Source organism: Thalassospiraceae bacterium LMO-JJ14 (genome assembly GCA_021555105.2).
Lineage (GTDB): Bacteria > Pseudomonadota > Alphaproteobacteria > Rhodospirillales > Casp-alpha2 > UBA4479.
Window position 1 is genome coordinate 271503 of sequence record CP134604.1, and the last position, 22881, is coordinate 294383.

The window sequence follows — 22881 nt, forward strand, 5'->3', positions numbered from 1 at the left end:
TGTATGCAAAATGCAATAATGAAAAACAATTGGCGGAAATTAGGGCTTGCGTGCCGATTAAATTGTATTCATTATCGGCACAATCAAAAACTCACGGACTATTCTGCCGCCGACGGAGGACCATCATGGCTTATAAAAGCGGACGACATTTCTTGCAGATTCCGGGCCCGAGCCCGGTCCCCGACCGCATTCTCAGGGCCATGGACATGCCGGTGATCGATCATCGAGGCCCAGAATTCGGCGAGATGGGCGTGCGCGTCCTGGAAAAACTGAAGGGCGTGTTCAAGACCGAAAGCCCGGTCATCGTCTTCCCGGCGTCGGGCACCGGCGCATGGGAAGCGGCGCTGGTCAACGTGCTCAGCCCCGGCGACAAGGTTCTGATGTATGAAACAGGGCAGTTCGCGACACTGTGGCACGAACTGGCGACGCGCATTGGTCTCGAGCCGGAATTCATTGCCGGCGACTGGCGTCACGGCGTCGATCCGGAGAAAGTTGCGGCGCGACTGAAGGAAGACACCGATCACGAAATCAAGGCGGTCTGCTGTGTCCACAACGAAACGTCGACCGGCGTCACGTCCAGGATCGGCGAAGTGCGTAAGGCCATCGACGCGACCGGGCATCCGGCACTGTTCATGGTCGACACCATTTCCGGGCTGGCCTCCGCCGATTATCGCCATGATGAATGGGGTGTCGACGTGACGATTTCCGGCTCGCAGAAAGGCCTGATGCTGCCGCCGGGGATCAGCTTCAACTGTGTGTCGCGCAAGGCGCTCGATGCCCACGAGAACAGCGGCTTCAAGAAATCCTACTGGGACTGGGGCCCGATGCTCGGCAACAACGCCAGCGGCTTCTTCCCCTACACGCCGGCAACAAACATTTTGTACGGCCTCGAAGAGGCGCTCAAAATGCTGCTCGACGAGGAAGGCCTGGAGCACGTATTCACCCGCCACCAGCGCCATGCCAAGGCCTGCCGCATCGCCGTCGAGGCCTGGGGCCTTGAAACCCTGTGTCAGGTGGAGGAGGAACATTCCCCGGTGCTGACAGGCGTCCTTCTGCCCGACGGCCATGATGCCGATGCGGTCCGCGCGCTGATCCTTGACAAGTTCGACATGTCGCTCGGCACCGGTCTCGGCAAGGTCAAAGGCAAGGTCTTCCGTATCGGACATCTGGGCCACTTCAACGATCTGACGTTGATGGGGACGCTCAGCGGCGTCGAGATGGGCCTCGCGCTTGCCGGTGTGCCGATCAAGAAGGGCGGCTGTCAGGCGGCCATGGATTTCCTCGCCGAGACCGCGGACTGACCCATGAGCGATGATCATATTCTGGTTAGCCGTGACGACGCCGATATCGTCACGATCACGCTCAACCGCCCGGAAAAACTCAATGCCCTGACCAAGACCATGTGGGGCGCACTTGGCGATACCTTCACCGCGCTTGCCAAGGACGACACCGTTCGGTGCATCGTGCTGAGCGGTGCCGGCGGCAAGGCGTTCAGTCCCGGCAACGATATTTCCGAGTTTGAGACCGATCGTTCGAACTCGGAACAGGCCGCCGCTTACGGTGCATTGATGGCAAAGAACATCGATGCCATGCGCGCCTGCCCACATCCGACGGTCGCCGCCATTCGCGGCATCTGCGTCGGCGGCGGCATGGAAATCGCCGGCCTTTGCGATGTCCGCATCTGCGGCGAAAGCGCACGCTTCGGCGCGCCGATCTCGAAGCTCGGTCTTGTCATGGGCTATCACGAAATCGGCGCTTTGAAATCTCTGGTCGGCGCCGGACCGGCACTGGAAATCCTGCTCGAGGGCCGCATCTTCGACGCCGAAGAGGCGCTTCGCCTAGGTGTCGTCTCGCGCGTCATGCCCGATGACGGCGTCATGGATGAAGCAATGGCCGCAGCCGCTCGCATCGCCGCCGGCGCACCGTTGGTGCACCGCTGGCATCGGAAATTCCTGCAGCGCCTTGAAGATCCTACACCCCTGAGCGACGATGAAATCGCCGAAGGTTTCGCCTGCTACGACACCGAGGATTTTCAAACCGGCTACAAAGCCTTTCTGGAAAAAAAGACGCCGAAATTCAATGGGCGCTGAGACGAAGAGGAAACACCGATGACAAAACCGTTCGGCCCGCTCGCCGGCATGAAAGTAATCGAACTGGCGCACATCATGGCCGGACCCGTATGCGGGCTGATGCTCGCCGATCTTGGCGCAGACGTCATCAAGGTCGAAAAGATACCAGGCGGCGACGATTCCCGGCGTTTTCTGCCGCCCGACATAGACGGCGAGTCCGCGGCCTACATGATGATGAACCGCAATAAGCGCGGCATCGCCCTCGACCTCAAGACCGAAAACGGCAAGAACGTGCTGCGCAAGCTTTTAGCCGATGCGGATGTAGTCACGGAGAATTACCGTCATGACACTATGCAAAAACTGGGGTTCGGGTATGAAGACCTGAAGAAGGTCAATCCGGGTCTGATCTATTGTGCCATTTCCGGCTTCGGGCGCTCGGGCCCGTATGCGGAACGCGGCGGTTTCGACCTGATTGCCCAAGGCATGAGCGGGTTGATGTCGTTCACCGGCGAAGGCCCGGGGCGGCCGCCGTGCAAGGTCGGCGCACCGGTCACGGACATCACGGCCGGCATCCTGGCCGCGCTCGGCGTTGTCTCTGCCTATGTTCACAAGCTCAAAACCGGTGAAGGTCAGGTCGTCGACACCTCGCTGTTCGAAGCCGGCATCGTGCAAACCTATTGGCAAAGCGCGATTGCGCTTGCAACCGGCATTGCCCCCGGCCCGATGGGATCGGCGCATCCATTGAATGGACCATATCAGGCATTCGAAACCAAGGACGGATGGATCACCATCGGCGCCGCCAACCAGCGCAACTGGGAACGCTTGCTGGATGTGATGGAAGTGCCGGAGATCGCCGCCGATCCGCGCTTTGCGACAAATTCCGATCGTATGTCACATCTGAAAGAACTCGAAGCGGTTCTGACCCCCGTATTCAAGAGCCGCAGTAAATCCGAGTGGCTGTCCAGACTGGAAGCCGCCGGTGTCCCGGCCGGGCCGGTGATGGACGTCTGTGAAATGTTCGAAGACCCGCACGCCCAGGCCCGCGACATGATCCCGACGGTCGAGCATGCACGGCTGGGACCGGTACGCACCCTCGGCCTGCCGATCAAGCTTTCCGAAACACCGGGCAAGGTCGCCAGCGCCGCACCCGTTTTCGGACAGCACACCGAAGAAATTCTCAAGGAATACGGTTTTACCGGCGACGACGTGGCGGCATTTGCCGAAGAGGGCGCCGTCAGCGTTTCCTAGGCGGTCGATCCGTCAGGCCAGCGCCGCTTCGACGGCGTCGAGCTGTGAGCGCACATCGATATCAACAATCGATACGACTTCAAGCGAACGGTCATCATGCACGTGCGTGCCGGCGTCTGAAGGCTGATGGGATTTCAGGATATCGTCCCGGGCATGCAGCAAGGCCTCGATGGTCGGACGATAAAGCACCAGCAGATGGCTGATCCATTCGTTCACGGTCTCCGACGGCGCATCGTGGCCGATATGAAAATGCGGCAATAGCTGGCACACGACAGATGCGTCGAACCAGGCCTCGCCGGTAACCCAGCGGTTCGTGGTGAACAGCCGTGTTGCCCGGGCGTTGTAATCCATCGAAACCGCGACAAGATGCGCCGGTGCATCATCGCCAGAAGTACCTTCGATATTTTCCGGGAAACCGTAAGGGCGCAAAAAAGTATGAAAATGACCATGCTCGTCGCCCCACGCATTGCCGCGTTCGGTGGGCGGGTGCGCGTGATAGTAATACTGCGCATGGCTGTTGGTGCAGTAAACATCGCCATCCGGATAATGATCCCACTCGTAGAACGACTTTGTGGGGCGCAATATTTCACTCACAACATTGCTGCCGGCTTCGGTCAGTTCATGCTCGGATGCCAGGACACGTCGACCGGCGGCCCGCATCTCTTCGAGCGTTGCTTTTGGCAGCGCTGAAATGAGCGGAATGTCCGCAGGGCAGAGCGTGCGCATTACGATGCCGTGAGCGGTAACTTTATTTCTCGCAACCCGCTTCCCCTGCGTACCCTGAGTGTGAGCGTATCCCCCGGCCGCTTCATAAACATCGTCAACTCGAGCATATGCATTGTGGCGATCGCTTTGCCGTCGATATGCGTCACCACATCCCCGGCATCCAGGCCCGCCTTGAACGCCGGGCCGTCAATGGCAACGCTCTCGATCAACGCTCCGCTTTCAACTGCGGCCTTAGCCTGGGGCAATGGCCCTGCCCTGAAACCCGCAACGCCACGAACCACACGGCCATGTGCTTTCAGATCCGTCACGACGCGCATCAGTAAAGGTACGGAAGTGGCGAAATTGACGCCGATATCAGCGTCACTCTGTTTGGTGAAAATCGCCGACACCATGCCGACGAGACGGGCCTTGGCGTCGATCAGCGCGCCGCCTGACCCGCCGGGGTTCACCGCTGCATCCGTTTGAATGAAGTCCTCGACAGGGTTGAAGCCCACGCCCGAGCGATGCACAGCGGACACGACTCCGCAGGTCACCGAAAGACCAAGACCGAACTGATTGCCGATAGCGCACACAGGTGCGGCCAATTGCGGTTGCGGGGCCATCTCAAGGACCGGAATTTCAACCGGGATTTTCAACAAGGCAATATCGGTCATTGTATCGCGGCCGATGATCTCGGCTTTCAGTGCCCTGCCATCCTCAAGCAAAACGTCGACATTTTCCGCCTGACCGAGAACGTGAACGTTAGTGGCGACATAGCCCCCCGGCAGCACGGCAACGCCGGTGCCTTGCGGGTCGCGCGGTGCGTTGGCGGCATCACGCCCTCTTGCAACCAAGGGCCAGTCCGGTTTAACCCGGACAACGGACTGCAGGACCGCCGGGTCCAACGCAAAAGCCGGCAGGGGTGCTGTCATCAGCACGCCAACCGCAATCATCAGCAGGACTTTCCCAAGTGCCTTCATAAGAAACAGGATGACGCGTCGGCACAGGTCAGTAAACTGAAACCGGGGAGAACACGAATGTCACGATTAACCGATGATCCTGTAAACGCGTTCGCGCGGGCAGAGCTCGCGTTTGCGCCGACGCCATTACTCGCACTTGATAATATCGCGCGCCAATCCGGACATCCCCGGCTTTTTGTCAAACGTGACGATGCAACCGGGCTTGCCATGGGCGGCAACAAGGCCCGCCAGCTTGAGTATTACTTCGGCGAAGCGCTCGCCAAGGGTGCCGATACGGTGCTGATCACCGGCGCTGTTCAGTCCAATTTCGTCCGCCAATGCGCGGCGGCGGCTCGGAAGCTGAATCTCAATTGCGAAATCCAGCTCGAGGATCGGGTGCAAGGCATGCCGCCAGGACAGGAACAGACCGGTAATTTGCTCCTCGATCGCATTCTCGGCATTCCCATTCACCGCTTTCCCGTCGGTGAAGACGAGAGCGCGGCAGATAACAACCTGGAAAAAATCGCCGATGACGTCCGCGCGCGGGGCGGCAAGCCTTACGTTATTCATTTAGGCGCGGATCACCCGCCGCTGGGCGCGCTCGGGTATGTCGATTGCGCACGCGAAATCCTCGAACAAATCGATGCACTTGGACTGACGCTCGGCGCGGTCGTTGTCGCCAGCGGCAGCGCCGCATCGCATGCCGGCGTTATCACCGGGCTTCGCCACTACGGATCGGCCGCGAAAGTTCACGGCATCTGCGTTCGCCGTACGGCCGATCTTCAACATACCCGCGTCCTTAAGCGAAGCTGCGATCTGGGCCGCATGCTCGGTAAACCGGACCTGGTTTCAGAGGCAGACATCATCACCACCGACGCCTTTCTGGGCGAAGGATACGGCAAACCGACACCGGGTACGATGGCCGCCATTGAGCGCGGTGCACGCGAAGAAACGCTCTTACTGGATCCTGTCTACAGCGGCAAGGCATTCGATGGGTTCCTGAGCCTGTTGCAAGATGGGCAGTTGTCTCCGGACAGCGCGTCAGTATTCATTCATACCGGCGGCACGCCCGGCATTTTCGCCTATGCGCATCTTTGGCAAACAGCGCGGGCTTCATGAAACTGCCCCGCACCATACGCCTTGATCCTTCCGACACGCATGTTTTCCAGATCGCGGCGGAACCCGGCGAGTGGGCGGTTACCGGGACTTTCGCCTTCGTCGATTGTCAACCCGCCGAGATGGACAACAAGTCCCAGCTCGCGTTCAAATCTGGCTGGCTCGGCCTCTCCAGCTTCGGCTTCTCGACCCTTGTGCAGGTTTCGGTTGTCCCCGAAGGAGAGGACGAAGCTGCCGCCCGCGCACTGGCGTCGCATCTTTTCGAGACATACGGCGCCCCGGATATGTTGATGGCGCTGACTGCGGCAAAAAGCGAAATCGCCTATTCTGCATCTCTTTGCGATCAGCCTGCCGGCACTCTGCTGGCCATCGAACGCGACATGACCGAAGACGGTATCGCAGAGAAAATACGCGTCATGCCGCGCCCGGACGACGAAGGCGGGCATGCTCAGATATGGTCGATTTCCGAAGAGAGCTGAGCCGGGTTCTCGCGCCGAAACCTCCCGAGATAACACCTTAATTGCCATGGCGTCAGAATGTGACGTGCGCGGATTCCAAGTGTCCGTTTCACGGCCTCAACGCAGGTATAAGGCGCAATCGGCATTTCCCGCAACACCGGCGCCATGCGCTGCACGGCAATCGCGTCCAGGCCTTTGCTATTAAAGGATGCGATGAGTTCCGAGGGCGTCAATTCGCCCAGCAGGGTGATTTCGGTGCCATTGGACAAGGGGTCGAGCAGGTGCCATTGCCCGCCACCCTGTGTCGCGACCAGGCAATGCTGATATCCCGGCTTCAGGACCTGCAGATATTTCAGCGTGGAAGGACCGAAGATCACGACCGCCAGGGATTGACCGCGCGGGCGCATGCCTGCCGGGGCGCTCATTCTACGATCCCCTTGGCAATCAGGTAAGGCTCCAGCGTATCGAACGCATCGACCCAGATGACCCAATCCACCGCCTCCTCATCATCGTCGGTATAAGGATATCGATCCAGAAATCCATATTCTCCCATAACTTCCAGATGCAGATCGAACAACACGCCGTTGCGATATAACCTGGAGACGATGCTGTAGATATCATCCGGCAGACAGGGCCGCTCGTTGATCGGCTCGCGCTGTTCGGCCTTTGCCCTTTCCGCACGAGCCTTTTCACTGCGCATGAACCAGAACCATGCCTCTTCGGCAGCAAAAAATTTAAGGACCGGCTTTAAAGGGACATCCCTACGAGTGAGTACTTTTTGGTTACGCAGCATTTTTGACTTCCTTTCAGATAAGCAATCGTTTGCTGTTTTGTTAATCAAACCCAAGCACGACGGGATGCCCATGTCGGACATCCTTTTTATATATGCGTTTACTTAATTTCTATTTTAACGAGATTTTAAATCCGGCTGCTTCTTTTGACTCTTGCGCTTGAGGGTATAAAAAAGGTGCTCGGAGGATGCGCCATGGCACACAACCAAACGGGTAAAGTCTGGACCTATGCTGACGGTGAGTGGTTCGAGGGCGACAAGGCCGTGCTTGCCCCCCGCCATCAGGCATTCTGGCTGGCATCGACCGTCTTTGACGGTGCGCGCTATATGTCGGGCCGTGCCCCGGACCTCGACCGGCACGTCGAACGGCTGATGAATTCGGCCCGCATTCTGGGCCTTGCCCCGACGTTGACGCAGACGGAAATCGAAACCCTCGCCTGGGAGGGGATCCGCAAATTCGACAAGGATGCGGATCTGTATATCTGCCCCATCTTTTATGCCGAGGAAGGTGCCGTGGTGTTGCCCGACCCTGACAGCACACAGTTTACAATGGTCGTGCGTGAGGCCGCGATGCCGCCTTTCGAAGGTTTCAGCGCATGCCTCAGCAGCTTTCGCCGGCCGGCCCGCGATATGGCGCCGACGGAAGCCAAGGCTTCATGCCTGTACCCTAATGTGGCGCGCAGCGTTGGCGAAGCGCAGCAGAAAGGCTTCGATCTCGGTGTGGTGCTGGACCCGAACGGGAACGTCGCGGAATTTTCCTACGCCAATCTGTTCATGGTCTCGGATGGTGTCGTCGCCACGCCCGAGATCAACGGCACGTTTCTGAACGGCATAACGCGCCAGCGCATCATTCAATTGTTGCGTGACGACGGGCATCAGGTTGTCGAGCGAGCCATCGACTTTAATGAGGTCCTTGCAGCCGACGAGCTGTTCGCCACAGGCAACTACGCCAAGGTCAAACCGTGCACGAAAATCGAGGACCGGGAACTGCAGCCGGGTCCGGTGGCGACGCGTGCGCGGGAGCTGTATTTCGAGTTTGCAAAAACGGCATAGCCGCCGCCATCAACCGAGCAGTGTCCCGAGAAAAATTATCAACCCCACATCACGGTTCGATTTGAAGCGCGCCAGGCAGTTCACCGGGTCGTCGATGTCCAGCGTCGCCACCTGCCAGGTGAGCTGCAGGGCGGCGAGCGCAAGCATCAGAAAATAAAACCATCCCATACCGGCAGAAACTCCGGCAGCAGACAGCAGGACGACGGCGATTGTATAAAAAATACTGACGACCGGGCGGGTGTTGCGGCCCAGCTTGATGGAGGACGATTTCACGCCGACAAGAATGTCGTCCGCCTTGTCCTGATGGCCGTAGACCGTGTCATAGCCCAGCGTCCAGAAGAAGCCTGCCGCGTACAATATGACCGCCGGCCAACCGACGGCGCCTTGCACGGCACACCAGGCAAGCAAGGCCCCCCAATTGAACGTCAAGCCGAGAAACGCCTGCGGCCAGTAGGTGATACGTTTCATCAACGGATACACGACAACAAGGCCGAGCGAGGCAACCCCCAGCATGATCGTCGCCGTATTGAACTGCACCAGCACGAGAAGCCCGCTCAGCAACAACCCGGCGAGAAACATAAAAGCGGCCCTGAGCGGAATTTCTCCGGACGCGATCGGCCGGTCGGCTGTGCGGGCGACTTTTGCATCGATGTCCCTGTCCCACAGATCGTTCACGACACAACCGGCACTGCGCATGACGAAAGCGCCGACGGCAAACAGCAATATGAACCATGGAGACGGATCGGCGCCAAGAACGGCATGGCTCGCGATGGTCACAGACCACAGGCACGGCAAAAGCAGGAGCCAGGTGCCGATAGGACGGTCGGCACGCATCAGCCGCATATACGGTTTCGCGAACCCGGGCGACAGGCGGATCATCCAAGCATCCTGCCGAATGTCGCTTGCGTGGTGGGTGGATGTTCCCCGATAAGACATTCGGCGTTTATAGCTGAACCTGGGGGCAAGGTGAAAGTCCCCATCAGCACAGTTCCTGTTGTTTACGCCACTCATCGGGCGAACGATAATCCGCGTGGGGAGAAACATATGGCCGCGACACCATCCATCCGTCTGTTTGTCGACATGCCGCTGCAGAACGATGCAGCGCTGCAGCTTTCCCGTGCGCAAAGCCATTATCTGGTGAATGTGATGCGCAAGGGGGCCGGCACCGCGTTGTTGCTTTTCAACGGCACCGACGGCGAGTGGGCGGCTGAGCTTTCCGCACCGGACAAGAAGTCCGCCGGCGTGAGCGTTCTCAACCAAACCCGTCCACAGGTCGAAGAGCCCGATGTCTGGCTGCTGTTTGCGCCGCTTAAAAAAGACCGCACGGATTTCCTCGTCGAAAAGGCGACCGAGCTTGGCGCCTCGCGCATACAGCCGGTCATGACAAAATTTACCCAGGCGTCGAGACTGAACACGGAGCGCCTGCAGGCAACCGCGACGGAAGCGGCTGAACAATCGAGACGGCTATCCGTCCCGGTGGTTTCGGAACCCGGATCGCTCGACAGCATCCTTGCCGCCTGGCCGCATGACCGGCCGCTGATCTATCTTGACGAGACCGGCCACGGACAGCCGCTGGCCAATATTCTGGCAGGTAAACCGAACGGCCTGGCTTTCCTGATCGGGCCGGAAGGAGGCTTTGCCGCCGAGGAGCTTGACGCACTCGGCAAACTGACCTTTTCTGTCGCCGCCGATTTGGGTCCCAGAATATTACGGGCCGAAACGGCGGCAACGGCAGCCCTGGCAATTCGCCAGTCCGTTGCCGACATTTCAGATTCCACTTCCTAGATCGGAGAGACCCATGTCCGGCGCTTCAGCGAAAAACGACACCCCCATCGACAGCAAGGATGTGCTGGTCCGGTATATGGAGAGCGGCTGCAAACCGCCCGAGCAATGGCGTATCGGCACCGAACATGAAAAATTTGCGTTTCGGCTGTCGGACCTGAAGCCTTTGACCTATGACGGCGATCAGGGAATCCGTGAACTGCTGATGCGCCTGACCCGCTTCGGCTGGGAACCGGTCTATGAAGGCGAAAACGTGATCGCCCTGTCATCCAAGGACGGCGGCTCCGTCTCGCTGGAACCTGCCGGTCAGGTTGAGCTTTCCGGCGCCGCGGTGGAAAACATTCACCAGACCTGCGATGAAGTATCGAGCCACCTGCAACAGGTTAAGGCGATCGCCAAGGAAATGGGTATCGGCTTCGTCGGTCTCGGCTACAGGCCCAAATGGCCGGTCGACGATATTCCGTGGATGCCCAAGGGCCGCTACAAGATCATGCGCGAGTACATGCCGAAGAAAGGCAGCCTCGGCCTCGAGATGATGAAGTCGACTTGCACCGTGCAGGTGAACCTGGATTTCTGCTCCGAGCAATCGATGGTGGAAATGTTCCGTATCTCCCTCGCCCTGCAGCCGATCGCCACCGCGCTGTGGGCCAATTCGCCGTTCCGAAACGGCAAGCCGAGCGACTATCTGTCGTTCAGAAGTCAAATCTGGACCGACGTCGACCCGGACCGCAGCGGCATGCTGCCGTTCGTGTTCGAAGACGGCATGGGCTTCGAGCGCTATGTCGATTACGCACTCGATGTGCCGATGTACTTTGTCTATCGCGACGGCAACTATATCGATGCCTCCGGGCAATCGTTCCGTGATTTCATGGAAGGCAAGCTACCCGCCTATCCCGGTCACAAGCCTGTTCTGTCCGACTGGGTCGATCATCTGTCGACGATTTTCCCCGAAGTGCGGCTGAAAACGTTCCTCGAAATGCGCGGCGCCGACGGCGGCCCCTGGAACCGGCTGTGCGCCCTGTCGGCATTCTGGGTCGGTCTGCTCTATGACAACGAGGCCCGTGCAGCGGCGTGGGATCTGGTAAAGGACTGGACCGCTGAAGAACGCCAGACACTGCGCGACGAAGTACCCAAGACCGCGCTGAAGACACCGTTTCGCGACAAGACGGTGCGTGACATCGCCTGCGAAGCCTTGTGCATTTCCCATCGCGGGCTGAAGAACCGTAAGCGGCTGGATAGTGTTGGCATGGATGAAAGCCACTTCCTGCAGCCGATCTTCCAGACCGCCGAAAGCGGCCTGACGCCTGCCGATGAGCTGGTTGCTGCCTATGAGAGGCTGTGGAACGGCAACGTCGACCCGGTGTTCACCGAGTACGCTTACTGAGCCGGCAAGGCGTATTGGCGTGCCCGGTTCGGACCAGGCAGAACCTCACATCCATAAAAGGGCGCACATTGAAAATGGTGCACCCGGCAGGATTCGAACCTGCGGCCCCAGGATCAGGAATTTTGATGAACGGGCTAGCGGCGAGACGGGAGGAACACGGAAGACAAGGGTGAGGTTAGGCCTGCGACTTCACGTCTATCCTGCTCTATCGCCCGTTAACCTGCTTTTTCCGCTTCATTTGTGCCATGAGTGTGCCACGGGATAATTTGTGCGTGGCGGCTATAAAAATCCCATAGCCTTTGCATATACTCAGGAATGGGACGCAAGCAGGATTACGCGATGCATCTGATTTTTATAGCGCTCGTTGGCTTCGCCGCGTTGATGTGGTCACCGCTCGCCACAAGTTCGAACGAGCGGAAAACCATCGACGGGGTCCCCTGTGCCGTGGTCGCAACATATTCGAATGACCCGAGTGACATGACCCGCGAACAATTATTCTACGCCGCCCATGCCTATGACAGTGGTGACTGTGGTGCAGAAGACGACGCCCGCGCATTCCCATTTTACAAGGAAAGCGCTGAACGAGGCGATGGTTTGGCCATGATCCGCGTAGGATATTCTTACCTGAACGGAACCGGCGTCGAGCGAAACGCAGAAAAAGCAAAGTACTGGTTCCGAAGTTACGCATTGGCGCACCCTGACGAGAACGTCAACGAGTGGACGGGCATGGTCGATACGTTTTTCTACGGTGAACCATTGCCCGACCTGTTTCTTGAAGTAATGAAACAGGCTACCCAAGACTATAACAGCGAGGCTGATGTGTTATTGCGCAACTACCACGACCTTTCGTCCGGCAATGGTGTTAAAGCCGATCCGTCTCGTGCGAGAACCTGGTTGTTTCAAGCCGTCGAATTAAATGACCCTCGCGCGCATTTTGAATACGCTGAATTGCAACGTGATAGAGGGAACCCGAGCGGATACGTTGTTCACATTCGAATTGCCGCCGAGTTCAATTCTTCGAAAGCGCAGGCGGAAATTGGGAAGCTATATCTCACCGGAAACGGCGTTATGCATTGGCCATACAAAGCATTGGTTTGGTTCCTTTGTGCGAAAGCAGGCGGGCAGGATGTCGATGCATTGATCGCCAAAGCTGAAGCTCAGCTAGATGCCCTTAACATTAAACTAGCACAAGAAGAGGCAACGAAATTCATAGAGAAGAACACTCACTGATTATATCTTTTCGCCACATTTCGCTTCGTACTGTTTGCGCAGGTTCATCAGCTTAGTTTGCGATTCTGCCAGTTTCCTTTCGAGAAATTTTAATCCTTTTTGGGATTTTTCGACCGCGCTCTCCCCCCATCACCGGCAGCTTGACGCTTCACCGGGGTGACCACCTTCGGGTGGGTTGTCCCACTCGAAGACTTTTCCGTCCCGTTCCGCATGTTCGGATCGAACTTTGCTGTCGCCCCGCGTGCGCCAGATGTATTTTCCGGATTTCTTTCCGCTTTCCGCCAATGCGACCCGGATCGCTTTTTCGGTTTGGCTTCATTTTAGCATGAGCATGCCGCGGCATAATTTGTGTGTGGCTGCTATATAAAGCCCATGGCCTTTGCATATACACAGGAATGGGACGCATCCAGGATTGCTCGATGCATCTGATTTTTAACGACTAATCCTTACATAGAGCTTTTCATGCAGGTATTACTGATACAAATGCTCAAGAAACATGCCATGCGACATATCATTCTGATTTTCTGTATTATGACATTATTCCCCACACCCGTTCTGGCAACAATGTGGGGCGCTGATTGCGAGCGTGACCTTTCGTTCGCTGCAGAAATCAGTATTTCAGACTTTAATCGCCAATTCGCCACAAATGGCTCGTTCGATGAGAGCTATCCTCGATACCTTGCCATCAGATATGCACCCTGCGTAGACGCCGTCGCTATAGAGGCGGAAAGATACGATTGGGTTAGGCATCCCAATAGTCGCGTGCCATTCATGACAGAGTTCTACAAAACCCGGGATCTACTGAAAGGCGACCCCGCCGATATTTATGCACTTGCAAAGACATATCAAACGGACGGACCGGAGTTAGACCGGTTGTTACGTTCGCTGTTTCTTCATTGGGCTGCGGAAAGGGAATATGCGCCCGCTCAGTTTGAGGTGTTAAAAGATCTTATTGAGCAAGACTCGATCACCAATGATACGACAATTAACCGAATTGCGCTTGTTGCGGCAGAGGGGTACATCCCGGCCATGCTGTTTGTTGCTCAAAACTTCTTAACCGGTGAGCATGTGCAAGAAAATTTAGGCCTAGCGTATTATTGGCTGAGGCGCGCCAAAAACGCGAACGCCGACATTGCTAACATTACAAAAGAACCACTTGAGCAACTTTGGATAAGACTCTCCGCGCAAGATAAGAAATTCTTCTCCCGAGCCGAACGGGCCTATGGCGCAGTTACGCCATAGGCCTCAGCACGTTTTCATTTCCCGGATTCACAACGCTTAAGAGCAGCTTACGCATCTTCATACGCCGTTTTGAGATTCAACCATTTTGACTGTAGCTCTTTAAGTTGCTGCTCTAACTTCCTCAATCCCGTTTCACTTTGCTTTAGGTCTGCTTCGATTTCCTGCAGCACCCTCGACGATATTCTTTCTCCGGCTTGGAAAATCCATCCTGCGAAACGACCCAGTGGATGTGGCGCCATTGTCAGAATACCGCCAGCCTGGGCAACTTTATTGACGTGATAATAGAAGTCTTTGTCCGCACGGTGTTTCTCGACATCCAACCGAGCATTATGAACCTTGGCGCGGGCTGTAAAGAGTTCCCCGTCGACAAGGAAATATGCTTTCCGTATTTGCTCCAACGCCAACTCTTCACGATTACAGTTGATCTCCATCGCCCGGCAGCGGCAGTTAGGCGCTTCGCCCGGGTGACCACCTTCGGGTGGGTTGTCCCACTCGAAGACCTTGCCGTCCCGCTCTGCGTGCGCGGAGCGCACCTTGCTGTCGCCCCGCGTGCGCCAGATGTATTTTCCGGATTTCTTGCCGCTTTCCGCCAATGCGACCCGGATCGCTTTTTCAGTGTCGTCGCCGGGACGCCTTGCTTGCTTGGCTTCATTTGAGCCATGAGCATGCCACGGGATAATTTGTGCGTGACTGCTATAAAAATCCCATGGCCCTGCCATATCTCTAACATGGTCGATCAACGTTTTCGTATTTAGAGTGTTCCCATGTTTCGCATCCTTGCAATCCTCTGCCTTTTGCTTTCTTCCTCGGCTTTTGCCGAGGATACGGACGATCCTGTCGCGATCTTGCTTAAAGGTAATAATCTGCAAGAGAGTGATTGCCCGGAACTCGTACGCTTCCTTAATAATCAATCTGTGTCCAAACAGGAAAGGCATGAAGACGCCCCGATTACGGTCGCGCTTTCATACCGTATTCTGGTTCTTGGCTGTCCGATGCGGTTCATGACAACACCGATCAATGCACTCCTTCGATCGGAAATACCGGCAACCCGCGAAGACGTCTCCGTCTCTCTCGGCGCGGCATATGAATACGGAGTGCGCGTAGACCGTGATCTCGACGAGGCGCGCTATTGGTACCGCAAACTTGCGTACAGGCTTATCGGTCAACCTGAATTTTATTTGAAATTTACCCGCCAACGTATCGCACGAATCAACCCCGTTCACCGGCTCATGAGTTCGGAAGACTGGTCTGCGGCAATGGACAAGGGCGCGTTGGCGTCCGTGATTTTCGAGGAAGAACTTCTAGCCGTTCAAGAACTCATGAACGGGCCTGTCAGCGGCATCGTCCGGGCGAGCGAGCATCTTTATCGCGGCACCGGCGGTTTTCCGCGCGACAAGAAAATCGCCAAAAAAATTCTCTATGATGCCGCGCGGGATGGCAAACCGGAAGCTCAGTACGCCTTCGCCATCGCTCTATTGGATCGTCGTTTTTCCATTCTAGGCCAAGAGCGTCAATTCCAACGAATGCAGGCAGAACGTTATCTAACGATGGCTGTGAATCAAAATCATCTTCCGGCTATCCTCAAACTTGCGGAGATATGTGAAAGCACAACCAATTGGCACAATGATGTCGCAGCCTATGCGCTTTATCGAAAGGCGGCGCACGAAGGCGCAACAGGCTTTGAAAAGCAACTGGAACGACTTCGCGCACGTAATCAACTATACTTGGACAGCGAACTTGAACGGATCGAAAGATGGATTAATGACGGGATAGGTCCCGCCTGCTATTGATCCGAACATTCTAGCAATTCAAACTTTCGCCAAGTATTCCGCAATATAGCTAGTGCTTCGTTGACGTCTTTGAGAGCGTATTCGCGGTCTTTCTCGATCAGTTTGAACTCTTCGGCCAATCGAGCATATTCCAGTTCCAGTTCCCCATACGCAACCAGTATCCTGACGAGATCGGCCGGCGCACCCGGGTCCAGCCGCCGCCGTAAGAGCGACTCAATTGAAGCACCGCTATAGTACACGCGAGCCTCAGTCGCGAGCTTCGCCTTCTGCGCCCGGTTTGCTTTAAGTTTCATGGATTGCTCGTTCACACGATTATCTTGGATGTTGAAACGCGTCTTAGCAGCGTCAAGGTTATTTCCATCAACTTCGAGTTGAAGCTTAAGCCGCGCACATGCAGCTTTGTTGTCTTTCACATCCTCCGCCAAGCACCGGCAGTTGGGCGCTTCACCGGGATGACCGCCCTCGGGCGGGTTATCCCAGTCGAAGACCTTTCCGTCCCGCTCTGCGTGCGCGGAGCGCACCTTGCTGTCGCCCCGCGTGCGCCAGATGTATTTTCCGGATTTCTTTCCGCTTTCCGCCAACGCGACCCGGATCGCTTTCTCAGTGTCGTCGCCGGGACGCACCTCGCCCGTCCGGCGGAGGCCTTTGTCGCGCTGCAGGTCGGTAACGGCATCGAACAATTGGTCATCGGGATAAGGTGTCATGCCGTAGCCGGGCGTCTTGTAATACCCGAGCCGTCTGAGCGCGATCTTGGTCTCCATTGCATCATCAAGATCGACGTTCGCATTCGATGCCAGCGGCGCTTTGAGAGAGAAACGTTTGGTCATGGATCAGGTCCTTTCAGACATAAAAAAAGCCCCGCCGGAATTGGCGAGGCTTCGGTTGCAATTAGGTATTGAGCGCAGGGGTGCCCCCACGCCGTCATTCCGGCTTATACCGGAATTCAGGTGTCCGTCGTTATGGACCCCGGCCGGAGCCCGTGCCCGCGTAAGCGGGGGCCGGGGTGACGGATTTTAGTTTAAAGTGAATGGTGCGCCCGGTTCGAGCAATGCTCGAACCTTTCATTCATAACAGGGCGCACATTGGAAATGGTGCGCCCGGCAGGATTCGAACCTGCGGCCCCAGGATTAGGAATCCTGTGCTCTATCCTACTGAGCTACGGGCGCACGGGTTTTGACTACACCAGCCGTTGCCTGATGGCAATCACGCGGCACGGATGCCGATTGCCCAATTCAGACTGGAACGTGCAGGGAGCTGAAAAAGATTAGCGGCCAATCATCGTGGTCGGTACGGAGACGCTAAGCATCACAGATTCCGTGCCGGGATTGGTATCGCCGAGACTGGCATTCGAACTGTGCGAGAAGGATATCCCTAGGCGGGATTTGTCACGGAACCGGTAAGCGATTTCGAGCCGCGAGCGGAATTCAAGGGCATGGCCCAAATCAAGGTCGTCGGTTTTGCCGCGCCACCACGTCGGTGCGAATGAGGGTTGGATGATCCAGTTATCACCGAGTTGCAGATCGATCAGGACACCGGCGCCGACAAAACTCATGCCATTGGTGACGTAGGCCGCGTGTGCAAAAGGCTTGAAAATCCAGAGTTCCTTGTCGGAGCGGTATTCCAGAGAAAACTCGCCGCCCTCGTCCTTCTGGCGATTGATATCGAAATAACCGCCGGAAAAGGTGATATAGGCCGGGTCTTTGGCGAGCTTGAAACCGTCGGCCAGTGCTGGCTGGACTGCGCATATCAATACTGCCAAAAACACTCCCCGCAACATTACCTTCATGACGGTTCCCCCTGTCAAACCAAGGGGGCACTGTACTTCCAGCCATACCCACGGTCAATTACCGCTTCATTCAGCCCTGGGTCAGATTCGCTCCTTCATGCTTTCGGTCGCGCGCACAAGCTGAGAGCGGATTCCCGGTTCCATTGCCGAATGTCCGGCATCCGGTACGATCCGGTAATCGATTTCCGGCCACATACGCACCAGTGCGTCGGCTGTGCGGATCGGGCACACCATATCGTAGCGGCCCTGCACGACGACGCAGGGCAGATGGCGCAGATTCGGGACTCCATCAAGGATTTCCGTATCCCCGATAAAGACGTCATTGATGAAATAATGCGCCTCGATCCTGGCCAGTGACAGCGCGCCGCTGGACGCCTGCGGGGGCGCCTCACTTGGCGACGCCAGCAGGTTGGAGCATGAAGTCTCATACCCGGCCCAATATGCCGCGGCTTGCATGTGCACCTCCGGCGACTGGTCCATCAGACGCTTGTGGTACGCCGCCATCAGATCGCCCTGCTCATCGTCGGGGATATATTCAGAAAACCGCCGCCAGGCTTCCGGAAAAACCGTGTGCATCCCATAAAGGAACCAGTCCAGTTCGGCGGTGCTGCCCAGGAATATACCACGCAGAACAAGCCCCAGACAGTGCGACTTGTGGCGAAGCGCATAGACCAGCGCCAGCGTTGAGCCCCATGATCCGCCGAAAACCAGCCAACTGTGTATATTCAAGTGCGCCCGTAGCCGTTCGATGTCATCGACAAGATGATCCGTTGTATTGCATTCGGTCGACGCAAATGGGCGCGAACGCCCGGCACCGCGCTGATCGAAAATAACGATGCGATAATGGTCCGGGTCAAAAAAGCGCCGGTGTGCCGGATTGGACCCCGCACCCGGCCCGCCATGCAGAAAGACCACCGGGACCCCCTGCGGATTGCCCGACTGCTCGAAATAAAGCCGGTGACCGTCGCTGACATCAAGCATGCCCCGGTCATAGGGTTCGATCTTCGGGTAGAGGTCCATGTGGCGGGGGGCTGTATCCATATCGACACCTTAGCAATCGTTGGCGCGTCAAGAAAAGGTCTCAACGCACTTTCATCGGGGCGAAGCGGCCGGCACGTATCGCTTCAGTTATTTCTATATAATCCTGATCGTCCGGTTTCAGTACCCCATGGCGGACGGCAAAATCGATAATGACCAGGGCCGCATTAAATTTGAAATCGTCGGTTTCGCGAATACGCGCGATCACGTCATCCATCGGCCAAAGGAAAAAGGCATCGACTTCGCCGTCCGTCGGCACCGGTTCGAAAGTCTCGGGCAGTTCGACGTCATAGTTGAACAGCACGTCGTGGCGCAACCCTTCGGCACGTTCGGTCAGATACGAGACAGTACCGATCGGCACGGCCGTTTCCGCAAGCACCGCCGGCATTCCGGCTTCCTCGGCACATTCCTTCATCAGATTATCGCGAACCGACAGGCCAACGGGCTGTCCGCCGGCAACGATCTGATCGAGTTTCCCGGGCCCGGTCTGCTTTTGCATCGATCGCTTGCCGATCCACATGTGCAGCAAGCCGCCTTTACGGACATAGCCGTTCAGGTGCACGCCGTAGCCCATGGTACCGAACCGGGGCACAGTGGCGCGCTCGATCGTCAGCAACGGCGGCGCGTAAAAATTCTCGGACACGGGGTAATGCTCACCGCGCCAACCGGGAAACATACCCTGCGCGCGGAGTTGTTCGAGCAACGCCGCTACGGCTTCGGTGCGGTCTTCCGCCGTGGGAAGCCCCGGCGACAAGGTGACCACATCGTCGCTGACTTCGAAAACTCCCGGATATCCAGCCAGCGCTTCGGCGAAAGCATGATCGACACGCCCCAGCGCCTGCCCGCAAACCATCAGCGGGCGATAATTTTCCGGTGTAAATCGGGCGCAGATATCTAGCCGTTCGATCAGACTCAAATAACGTCTCCCGGCAAGATCAGATGGCTCCGGCCAGACTTTTCTGCGATGTCAGCACGGTTCGCACCAAATGTAATCCACGCAGGTCGTTGGCCAATCGCCAGTTTGTCTCCGCATCGGCGTCTGCAAGCTGCAGATCGACATGCATGGCATCGCCGGTCTCGCCGGTTCGCATGGCATAGACATGTGATGGTGTCAGACCGCGCTTGGTAAACGGCTCCAGGATACGACTCAACGTATTCGGATCGCACTGGGCGACGACGGAAAAGCAGGCGGTGAAAGTTTTCGGTGTCTGGGCCGGTTCGGCGCGGCCCGCATTGGTGCTCATGATACATTCTTTCAGATGAGTGATCGGTATATACGCGCGCATAAAAATCAAGCGCGTGTCCCGGCGACCTCAGAGGGTCACCGGGTCCGTAATTCGTCCGATCACACATAGCGAAAAGAATGTTTTCATGTGGCCAAGCATACGCCGCACAGAAAAGGCGTCAAGACCAAGAAGGCTTGGCTCAGCCGTTGGCGGCGCGTCTGCGGCGGTCTTCCTTCGACGGTTTCACATAAGCCCGCTCGCAATGGGTCGCACAATACGGGCGTCCTTCGGCGACCTTGTCACCGCAGAAGTGAAAGTCATCGGTCGCCGGATCGCCGGTCGGCCAGACGCACATGCCGGGACGCAGTTGCGCCATCGAAACCACGTTGGTTTTCTTTTCCGGTTTCGGCTTGATCGGCGAGCCCCGCTTCGGTAATCCAAGTCTGTGCACTTTGCCGACCACCGCGTTTTTGGTGATCCCCATCCGCGAACCGATTTCGCTGGTTGTATGCCCTTCGTTCCAGAGCGCGATCAGCGTTTTAATATGGTCCGGTGTCCACTCGAAGGTCATTACGGTCTCCTCGGCCTGCCTGATGCGGCAAATGATTGAATCCCCTGTTCGCGGCCGATTCTTACGTAAAACCGCGAGCCCAGACACCATATTTTGTTTCTTATTACCATGCAATCGCACGATGTGGATAACTGCACAATATTTTGCGTTGACGCGCTAAAATAGCCATTTTCCATTTCGCACGTGCAAAAAACATGGAAGCGGGACCAGCGCCTCGTCTATAATCGCCAGCCTTGGGAGAAGAGATCGGAGGATTACATGGCGGGTACCGATAAGCCGGGACTTGAAGATTGGCGTGCGGCTGCTGAAAAAGACCTCAAAGGAAAAAGCGCCGACGCGCTAAACTGGGAAACGCCGGAAGGCATTACCGTCAAGCCGCTGTATACCGCTGCCGATCTTGAAGGCCTCGAGCACATCGACACGCTGCCGGGCTTTGCGCCGTTCCTGCGTGGACCGCGTGCCACCATGTACGCGAACCGGCCGTGGACGATCCGCCAGTACGCCGGGTTCTCGACCGCCGAGGATTCCAACAAGTTTTACCGCGAAAATCTTGCCGCCGGACAAAAGGGCCTCAGCGTTGCTTTCGATCTGGCGACGCACCGCGGCTACGACAGCGATCATGCGCGGGTCATCGGCGATGTCGGCAAGGCCGGCGTCGCCATCGACAGCGTCGAGGACATGAAGATCCTGTTCGACGGCATCCCCCTGGACGAAATGTCCGTGTCCATGACCATGAACGGCGCCGTGCTGCCGGTGCTGGCCGGCTATATCGTCGCCGCCGAGGAACAGGGTGTTTCCGCCGACAAATTGTCGGGCACCATCCAGAACGACATTCTGAAAGAATTCATGGTGCGGAACACTTATATATATCCGCCCGAACCGTCGATGCGCATCGTCGCCGATATCATCGGCTACACTGCCGAGTACATGCCACGTTTCAATTCGATTTCGATTTCCGGCTATCACATGCAGGAAGCGGGCGCGACCTGCGTGCAGGAGCTCGCGTATACATTGGCCGACGGGGTTGAGTATGTGCGCGCTGCCCGCGCCAAGGGCCTCGACGTGGACAAGTTCGCGCCGCGCCTGAGCTTCTTCTTCTGCATCGGCATGAACTTCTTCATGGAAGTCGCCAAGCTCCGCGCCGCACGCATTTTGTGGGCCGAACTGATGACGGAGTTCGAGCCGAAGGACCCGCGCTCAAGCATGCTGCGCACCCACTGCCAGACGTCGGGCGTGTCGCTGACGGAAAAAGACGCCAACAACAATGTCATCCGCACAACGATTGAGGCGATGGCCGCGGTGTTGGGTGGCACCCAGTCGCTGCACACCAATGCGCTCGACGAAGCCGTCGGCCTGCCGACCCGCAACTCGGCCCGGATCGCGCGCAACACGCAATTGATCATCGCCGAGGAAACCGGCATCCCCAACGTCATCGATCCGCTCGGCGGCAGCTACTATGTCGAAAGCCTGACCAACGCGATGGTCGTTGAGGCGAAGAAGCTGATCGACGAGGTCGAGGACATGGGCGGCATGACCAAGGCCGTCGACGCCGGGCTTCCGAAGCTCCGCATCGAGGAAGCGGCTGCGCGCCGTCAGGCCCGCATCGACCGCGGCGAGGAAGTCGTCGTCGGCGTCAACAAGTATCAGCGCGCCGAAGAAGAGAACATCGATATCCTCGACATCGACAACGCCAAGGTGCGTGAGTCCCAGGTGACGCGTCTGCAGACGATCCGCAATACCCGCGATCAGGCGGCCTGCGACGCGGCGCTCAAAGCGCTGAGCGATGCGGCGGAATCCGGCGAAGGCAACCTGCTTGCGCTCGCCGTCGAAGCGACCCGCAAGCGCGCCACCGTCGGCGAAATCTCCGACGCGCTGGAAAGTGTCTATACCCGCTACCGGGCCGAAATCCGCTCGATCTCCGGCGTCTATGGCGGTGCATACGACGCCGACGAGAGCTTCGGCAAGATTCGCGCCGACGTCGCCCGGTTCGCCGAAGCCGAAGGCCGCCGCCCGCGCATGCTGGTCGTCAAGATGGGCCAGGACGGCCACGACCGGGGCGCCAAGGTGATCGCCACCGCGTTTGCCGATATCGGCTTCGATGTCGACGTCGGCCCACTGTTCCAGACGCCGGAGGAATCGGCGCGCGAAGCCATCGAAAACGATGTCCATGTGATCGGCGTCTCATCTCAGGCCGCCGGCCACAAGACGCTGGTCCCGGAGCTGATCGACGAGTTGAAGAAACAGGGCGCCGACGACATCATGGTGGTGTGCGGCGGCGTCATCCCGCCGCAGGATTACGACTTCCTGTATGGCAAGGGGGTCGCCGCGATCTACGGACCCGGCACCAACATCCCGACGGCGGCGGCGGAAATTCTGGCACGGCTTTCCGGCAAGGCAGAAGCGGCGGAGTAAACCCGCTTCAATCCACCCGGCA

The 22881-nt window shown here is 57.5% G+C and carries 24 protein-coding genes and 2 tRNA genes; 12 read left to right on the forward strand and 14 right to left on the reverse strand.

Annotated features, from left to right (window positions below):
- Positions 1 to 125 precede the first annotated feature (125 nt).
- From L2D14_01250 to L2D14_01260, 3 genes are read left to right on the forward strand one after another with little or no spacing between them, the layout of a single operon-like run.
- Positions 126 to 1301 (forward strand): aminotransferase class V-fold PLP-dependent enzyme, encoded by a 1176-nt coding sequence (locus L2D14_01250; GenBank protein ID WNK00068.1) that lies wholly within the window; start codon positions 126 to 128, stop codon positions 1299 to 1301.
- Positions 1302 to 1304: 3 nt separating this feature from the next.
- Positions 1305 to 2090, forward strand: a complete 786-nt coding sequence (locus L2D14_01255) for an enoyl-CoA hydratase-related protein (GenBank protein WNK00069.1) — start codon at positions 1305 to 1307, stop codon at positions 2088 to 2090.
- Between the two features lie 18 nt (positions 2091 to 2108).
- Entirely contained in the window at positions 2109 to 3317 is a 1209-nt protein-coding gene (locus L2D14_01260; GenBank protein ID WNK00070.1) for a CoA transferase, read from the forward strand.
- Between the two features lie 12 nt (positions 3318 to 3329).
- Here L2D14_01260 and L2D14_01265 read toward each other — a convergent pair whose 3' ends face one another.
- Positions 3330 to 4043 carry a hypothetical protein gene (locus tag L2D14_01265; GenBank protein WNK00071.1) on the reverse strand — a complete coding sequence of 238 codons (714 nt, stop codon included), beginning with the start codon at positions 4041 to 4043 and terminating at the stop codon, positions 3330 to 3332.
- A complete protein-coding gene (locus L2D14_01270; protein WNK00072.1) occupies positions 4043 to 4975 on the reverse strand; it encodes a trypsin-like peptidase domain-containing protein in 933 nt (310 codons plus the stop codon). The genes L2D14_01265 and L2D14_01270 overlap by 1 nt, the downstream gene beginning before the upstream one ends.
- An 84-nt stretch (positions 4976 to 5059) precedes the next feature.
- Here L2D14_01270 and L2D14_01275 point away from each other — a divergent pair, with 84 nt between their 5' ends.
- Both L2D14_01275 and L2D14_01280 read left to right on the forward strand, forming a co-directional pair.
- The gene (locus tag L2D14_01275; protein ID WNK00073.1) at positions 5060 to 6100 is read left to right on the forward strand and encodes a D-cysteine desulfhydrase family protein; all 1041 of its coding nucleotides are present in this window, start codon (positions 5060 to 5062) and stop codon (positions 6098 to 6100) included.
- Positions 6097 to 6576: a DUF6505 family protein gene (locus L2D14_01280; protein ID WNK00074.1), complete on the forward strand. Its 480-nt coding sequence runs from the start codon at positions 6097 to 6099 to the stop codon at positions 6574 to 6576. Before L2D14_01275 ends, L2D14_01280 begins: the two co-directional genes overlap by 4 nt.
- On the opposite strand, the gene L2D14_01285 is transcribed toward L2D14_01280, so the two are convergent.
- Positions 6546 to 6980, reverse strand: coding sequence for a hypothetical protein (locus L2D14_01285; GenBank protein ID WNK00075.1), 435 nt, complete (start codon positions 6978 to 6980; stop codon positions 6546 to 6548). The two genes, L2D14_01280 and L2D14_01285, sit on opposite strands and share 31 nt — an antisense overlap.
- Positions 6977 to 7420: a hypothetical protein gene (locus L2D14_01290; GenBank protein ID WNK00076.1), complete on the reverse strand. Its 444-nt coding sequence runs from the start codon at positions 7418 to 7420 to the stop codon at positions 6977 to 6979. The genes L2D14_01285 and L2D14_01290 overlap by 4 nt, the downstream gene beginning before the upstream one ends.
- 120 nt (positions 7421 to 7540) lie before the next feature.
- On the opposite strand from L2D14_01290, the gene L2D14_01295 reads away from it, so the two are divergent.
- Positions 7541 to 8398: a branched-chain amino acid aminotransferase gene (locus L2D14_01295; protein WNK00077.1), complete on the forward strand. Its 858-nt coding sequence runs from the start codon at positions 7541 to 7543 to the stop codon at positions 8396 to 8398.
- Positions 8399 to 8407: 9 nt separating this feature from the next.
- Here the strand turns inward: L2D14_01295 and ubiA are convergent, their stop codons facing one another.
- Positions 8408 to 9277, reverse strand: a complete 870-nt coding sequence (gene ubiA, locus L2D14_01300) for a 4-hydroxybenzoate octaprenyltransferase (GenBank protein WNK00078.1) — start codon at positions 9275 to 9277, stop codon at positions 8408 to 8410.
- A gap of 165 nt (positions 9278 to 9442) precedes the next feature.
- Between ubiA and L2D14_01305 the strand changes: the two genes are divergently transcribed.
- Entirely contained in the window at positions 9443 to 10183 is a 741-nt protein-coding gene (locus tag L2D14_01305) for a 16S rRNA (uracil(1498)-N(3))-methyltransferase (protein WNK00079.1), read from the forward strand.
- A 13-nt stretch (positions 10184 to 10196) separates the two neighbouring features.
- Positions 10197 to 11564, forward strand: coding sequence for a glutamate--cysteine ligase (locus L2D14_01310; GenBank protein WNK00080.1), 1368 nt, complete (start codon positions 10197 to 10199; stop codon positions 11562 to 11564).
- A gap of 75 nt (positions 11565 to 11639) precedes the next feature.
- Here L2D14_01310 and L2D14_01315 read toward each other — a convergent pair.
- Positions 11640 to 11768 (reverse strand) — tRNA-OTHER (locus tag L2D14_01315).
- A gap of 135 nt (positions 11769 to 11903) precedes the next feature.
- Here L2D14_01315 and L2D14_01320 point away from each other — a divergent pair.
- Together L2D14_01320 and L2D14_01325 are read left to right on the forward strand one after the other, a co-directional pair.
- Positions 11904 to 12794: a hypothetical protein gene (locus L2D14_01320; GenBank protein WNK00081.1), complete on the forward strand. Its 891-nt coding sequence runs from the start codon at positions 11904 to 11906 to the stop codon at positions 12792 to 12794.
- A 462-nt stretch (positions 12795 to 13256) separates the two neighbouring features.
- The gene (locus L2D14_01325) at positions 13257 to 14036 is read left to right on the forward strand and encodes a hypothetical protein (GenBank protein ID WNK00082.1); all 780 of its coding nucleotides are present in this window, start codon (positions 13257 to 13259) and stop codon (positions 14034 to 14036) included.
- Positions 14037 to 14083: 47 nt separating this feature from the next.
- On the opposite strand, the gene L2D14_01330 is transcribed toward L2D14_01325, so the two are convergent.
- Positions 14084 to 14971 carry a phage minor head protein gene (locus L2D14_01330; protein WNK00083.1) on the reverse strand — a complete coding sequence of 296 codons (888 nt, stop codon included), beginning with the start codon at positions 14969 to 14971 and terminating at the stop codon, positions 14084 to 14086.
- A 66-nt stretch (positions 14972 to 15037) separates the two neighbouring features.
- Here L2D14_01330 and L2D14_01335 point away from each other — a divergent pair, with 66 nt between their 5' ends.
- The gene (locus tag L2D14_01335; GenBank protein ID WNK00084.1) at positions 15038 to 15826 is read left to right on the forward strand and encodes a hypothetical protein; all 789 of its coding nucleotides are present in this window, start codon (positions 15038 to 15040) and stop codon (positions 15824 to 15826) included.
- On the opposite strand, the gene L2D14_01340 is transcribed toward L2D14_01335, so the two are convergent.
- The 7 genes from L2D14_01340 to L2D14_01370 form a co-directional block, all read right to left on the reverse strand.
- Positions 15820 to 16653 carry a phage minor head protein gene (locus tag L2D14_01340; protein WNK00085.1) on the reverse strand — a complete coding sequence of 278 codons (834 nt, stop codon included), beginning with the start codon at positions 16651 to 16653 and terminating at the stop codon, positions 15820 to 15822. The two genes, L2D14_01335 and L2D14_01340, sit on opposite strands and share 7 nt — an antisense overlap.
- 262 nt (positions 16654 to 16915) lie before the next feature.
- Positions 16916 to 16992 (reverse strand) — tRNA-Arg (locus L2D14_01345).
- A 98-nt stretch (positions 16993 to 17090) separates the two neighbouring features.
- Positions 17091 to 17585 (reverse strand): acyloxyacyl hydrolase, encoded by a 495-nt coding sequence (locus tag L2D14_01350; GenBank protein ID WNK00086.1) that lies wholly within the window; start codon positions 17583 to 17585, stop codon positions 17091 to 17093.
- A 108-nt stretch (positions 17586 to 17693) separates the two neighbouring features.
- Entirely contained in the window at positions 17694 to 18653 is a 960-nt protein-coding gene (gene pip / locus L2D14_01355) for a prolyl aminopeptidase (protein WNK00087.1), read from the reverse strand.
- Positions 18654 to 18693: 40 nt separating this feature from the next.
- On the reverse strand, positions 18694 to 19566 hold the full coding sequence (locus L2D14_01360) for a DUF4743 domain-containing protein (protein ID WNK00088.1): 873 nt from the start codon (positions 19564 to 19566) through the stop codon (positions 18694 to 18696).
- Between the two features lie 19 nt (positions 19567 to 19585).
- Complete coding sequence (locus L2D14_01365; protein ID WNK00089.1) at positions 19586 to 19894, reverse strand: hypothetical protein; 309 nt, start codon at positions 19892 to 19894, stop codon at positions 19586 to 19588.
- 181 nt (positions 19895 to 20075) lie between these two features.
- Positions 20076 to 20447, reverse strand: coding sequence for a GcrA family cell cycle regulator (locus tag L2D14_01370; GenBank protein WNK00090.1), 372 nt, complete (start codon positions 20445 to 20447; stop codon positions 20076 to 20078).
- Positions 20448 to 20705: 258 nt separating this feature from the next.
- Between L2D14_01370 and scpA the strand changes: the two genes are divergently transcribed.
- Positions 20706 to 22859: a methylmalonyl-CoA mutase gene (gene scpA / locus L2D14_01375; protein WNK00091.1), complete on the forward strand. Its 2154-nt coding sequence runs from the start codon at positions 20706 to 20708 to the stop codon at positions 22857 to 22859.
- Positions 22860 to 22881 lie beyond the last annotated feature (22 nt).

Coding starts and splice junctions, on each gene's coding strand:
- L2D14_01305 (WNK00079.1), top strand. CDS start 9,443: ATGGCCGCGACACCATCCATCCGTCTGTTTGTCGACATGCCGCTGCAG.
- L2D14_01370 (WNK00090.1), bottom strand. CDS start 20,447: ATGACCTTCGAGTGGACACCGGACCATATTAAAACGCTGATCGCGCTC.
- pip (WNK00087.1), bottom strand. CDS start 18,653: ATGGATACAGCCCCCCGCCACATGGACCTCTACCCGAAGATCGAACCC.
- L2D14_01285 (WNK00075.1), bottom strand. CDS start 6,980: ATGAGCGCCCCGGCAGGCATGCGCCCGCGCGGTCAATCCCTGGCGGTC.
- L2D14_01335 (WNK00084.1), top strand. CDS start 15,038: ATGACAACACCGATCAATGCACTCCTTCGATCGGAAATACCGGCAACC.
- L2D14_01275 (WNK00073.1), top strand. CDS start 5,060: ATGTCACGATTAACCGATGATCCTGTAAACGCGTTCGCGCGGGCAGAG.
- L2D14_01250 (WNK00068.1), top strand. CDS start 126: ATGGCTTATAAAAGCGGACGACATTTCTTGCAGATTCCGGGCCCGAGC.
- scpA (WNK00091.1), top strand. CDS start 20,706: ATGGCGGGTACCGATAAGCCGGGACTTGAAGATTGGCGTGCGGCTGCT.
- L2D14_01295 (WNK00077.1), top strand. CDS start 7,541: ATGGCACACAACCAAACGGGTAAAGTCTGGACCTATGCTGACGGTGAG.
- L2D14_01320 (WNK00081.1), top strand. CDS start 11,904: ATGCATCTGATTTTTATAGCGCTCGTTGGCTTCGCCGCGTTGATGTGG.
- L2D14_01255 (WNK00069.1), top strand. CDS start 1,305: ATGAGCGATGATCATATTCTGGTTAGCCGTGACGACGCCGATATCGTC.
- L2D14_01365 (WNK00089.1), bottom strand. CDS start 19,894: ATGAGCACCAATGCGGGCCGCGCCGAACCGGCCCAGACACCGAAAACT.
- L2D14_01290 (WNK00076.1), bottom strand. CDS start 7,420: ATGGGCATCCCGTCGTGCTTGGGTTTGATTAACAAAACAGCAAACGAT.
- L2D14_01340 (WNK00085.1), bottom strand. CDS start 16,653: ATGACCAAACGTTTCTCTCTCAAAGCGCCGCTGGCATCGAATGCGAAC.
- L2D14_01280 (WNK00074.1), top strand. CDS start 6,097: ATGAAACTGCCCCGCACCATACGCCTTGATCCTTCCGACACGCATGTT.
- L2D14_01310 (WNK00080.1), top strand. CDS start 10,197: ATGTCCGGCGCTTCAGCGAAAAACGACACCCCCATCGACAGCAAGGAT.
- ubiA (WNK00078.1), bottom strand. CDS start 9,277: ATGATCCGCCTGTCGCCCGGGTTCGCGAAACCGTATATGCGGCTGATG.
- L2D14_01270 (WNK00072.1), bottom strand. CDS start 4,975: ATGATTGCGGTTGGCGTGCTGATGACAGCACCCCTGCCGGCTTTTGCG.
- L2D14_01260 (WNK00070.1), top strand. CDS start 2,109: ATGACAAAACCGTTCGGCCCGCTCGCCGGCATGAAAGTAATCGAACTG.
- L2D14_01265 (WNK00071.1), bottom strand. CDS start 4,043: ATGCGCACGCTCTGCCCTGCGGACATTCCGCTCATTTCAGCGCTGCCA.
- L2D14_01325 (WNK00082.1), top strand. CDS start 13,257: ATGCAGGTATTACTGATACAAATGCTCAAGAAACATGCCATGCGACAT.
- L2D14_01330 (WNK00083.1), bottom strand. CDS start 14,971: ATGCCTTTCCTGTTTGGACACAGATTGATTATTAAGGAAGCGTACGAG.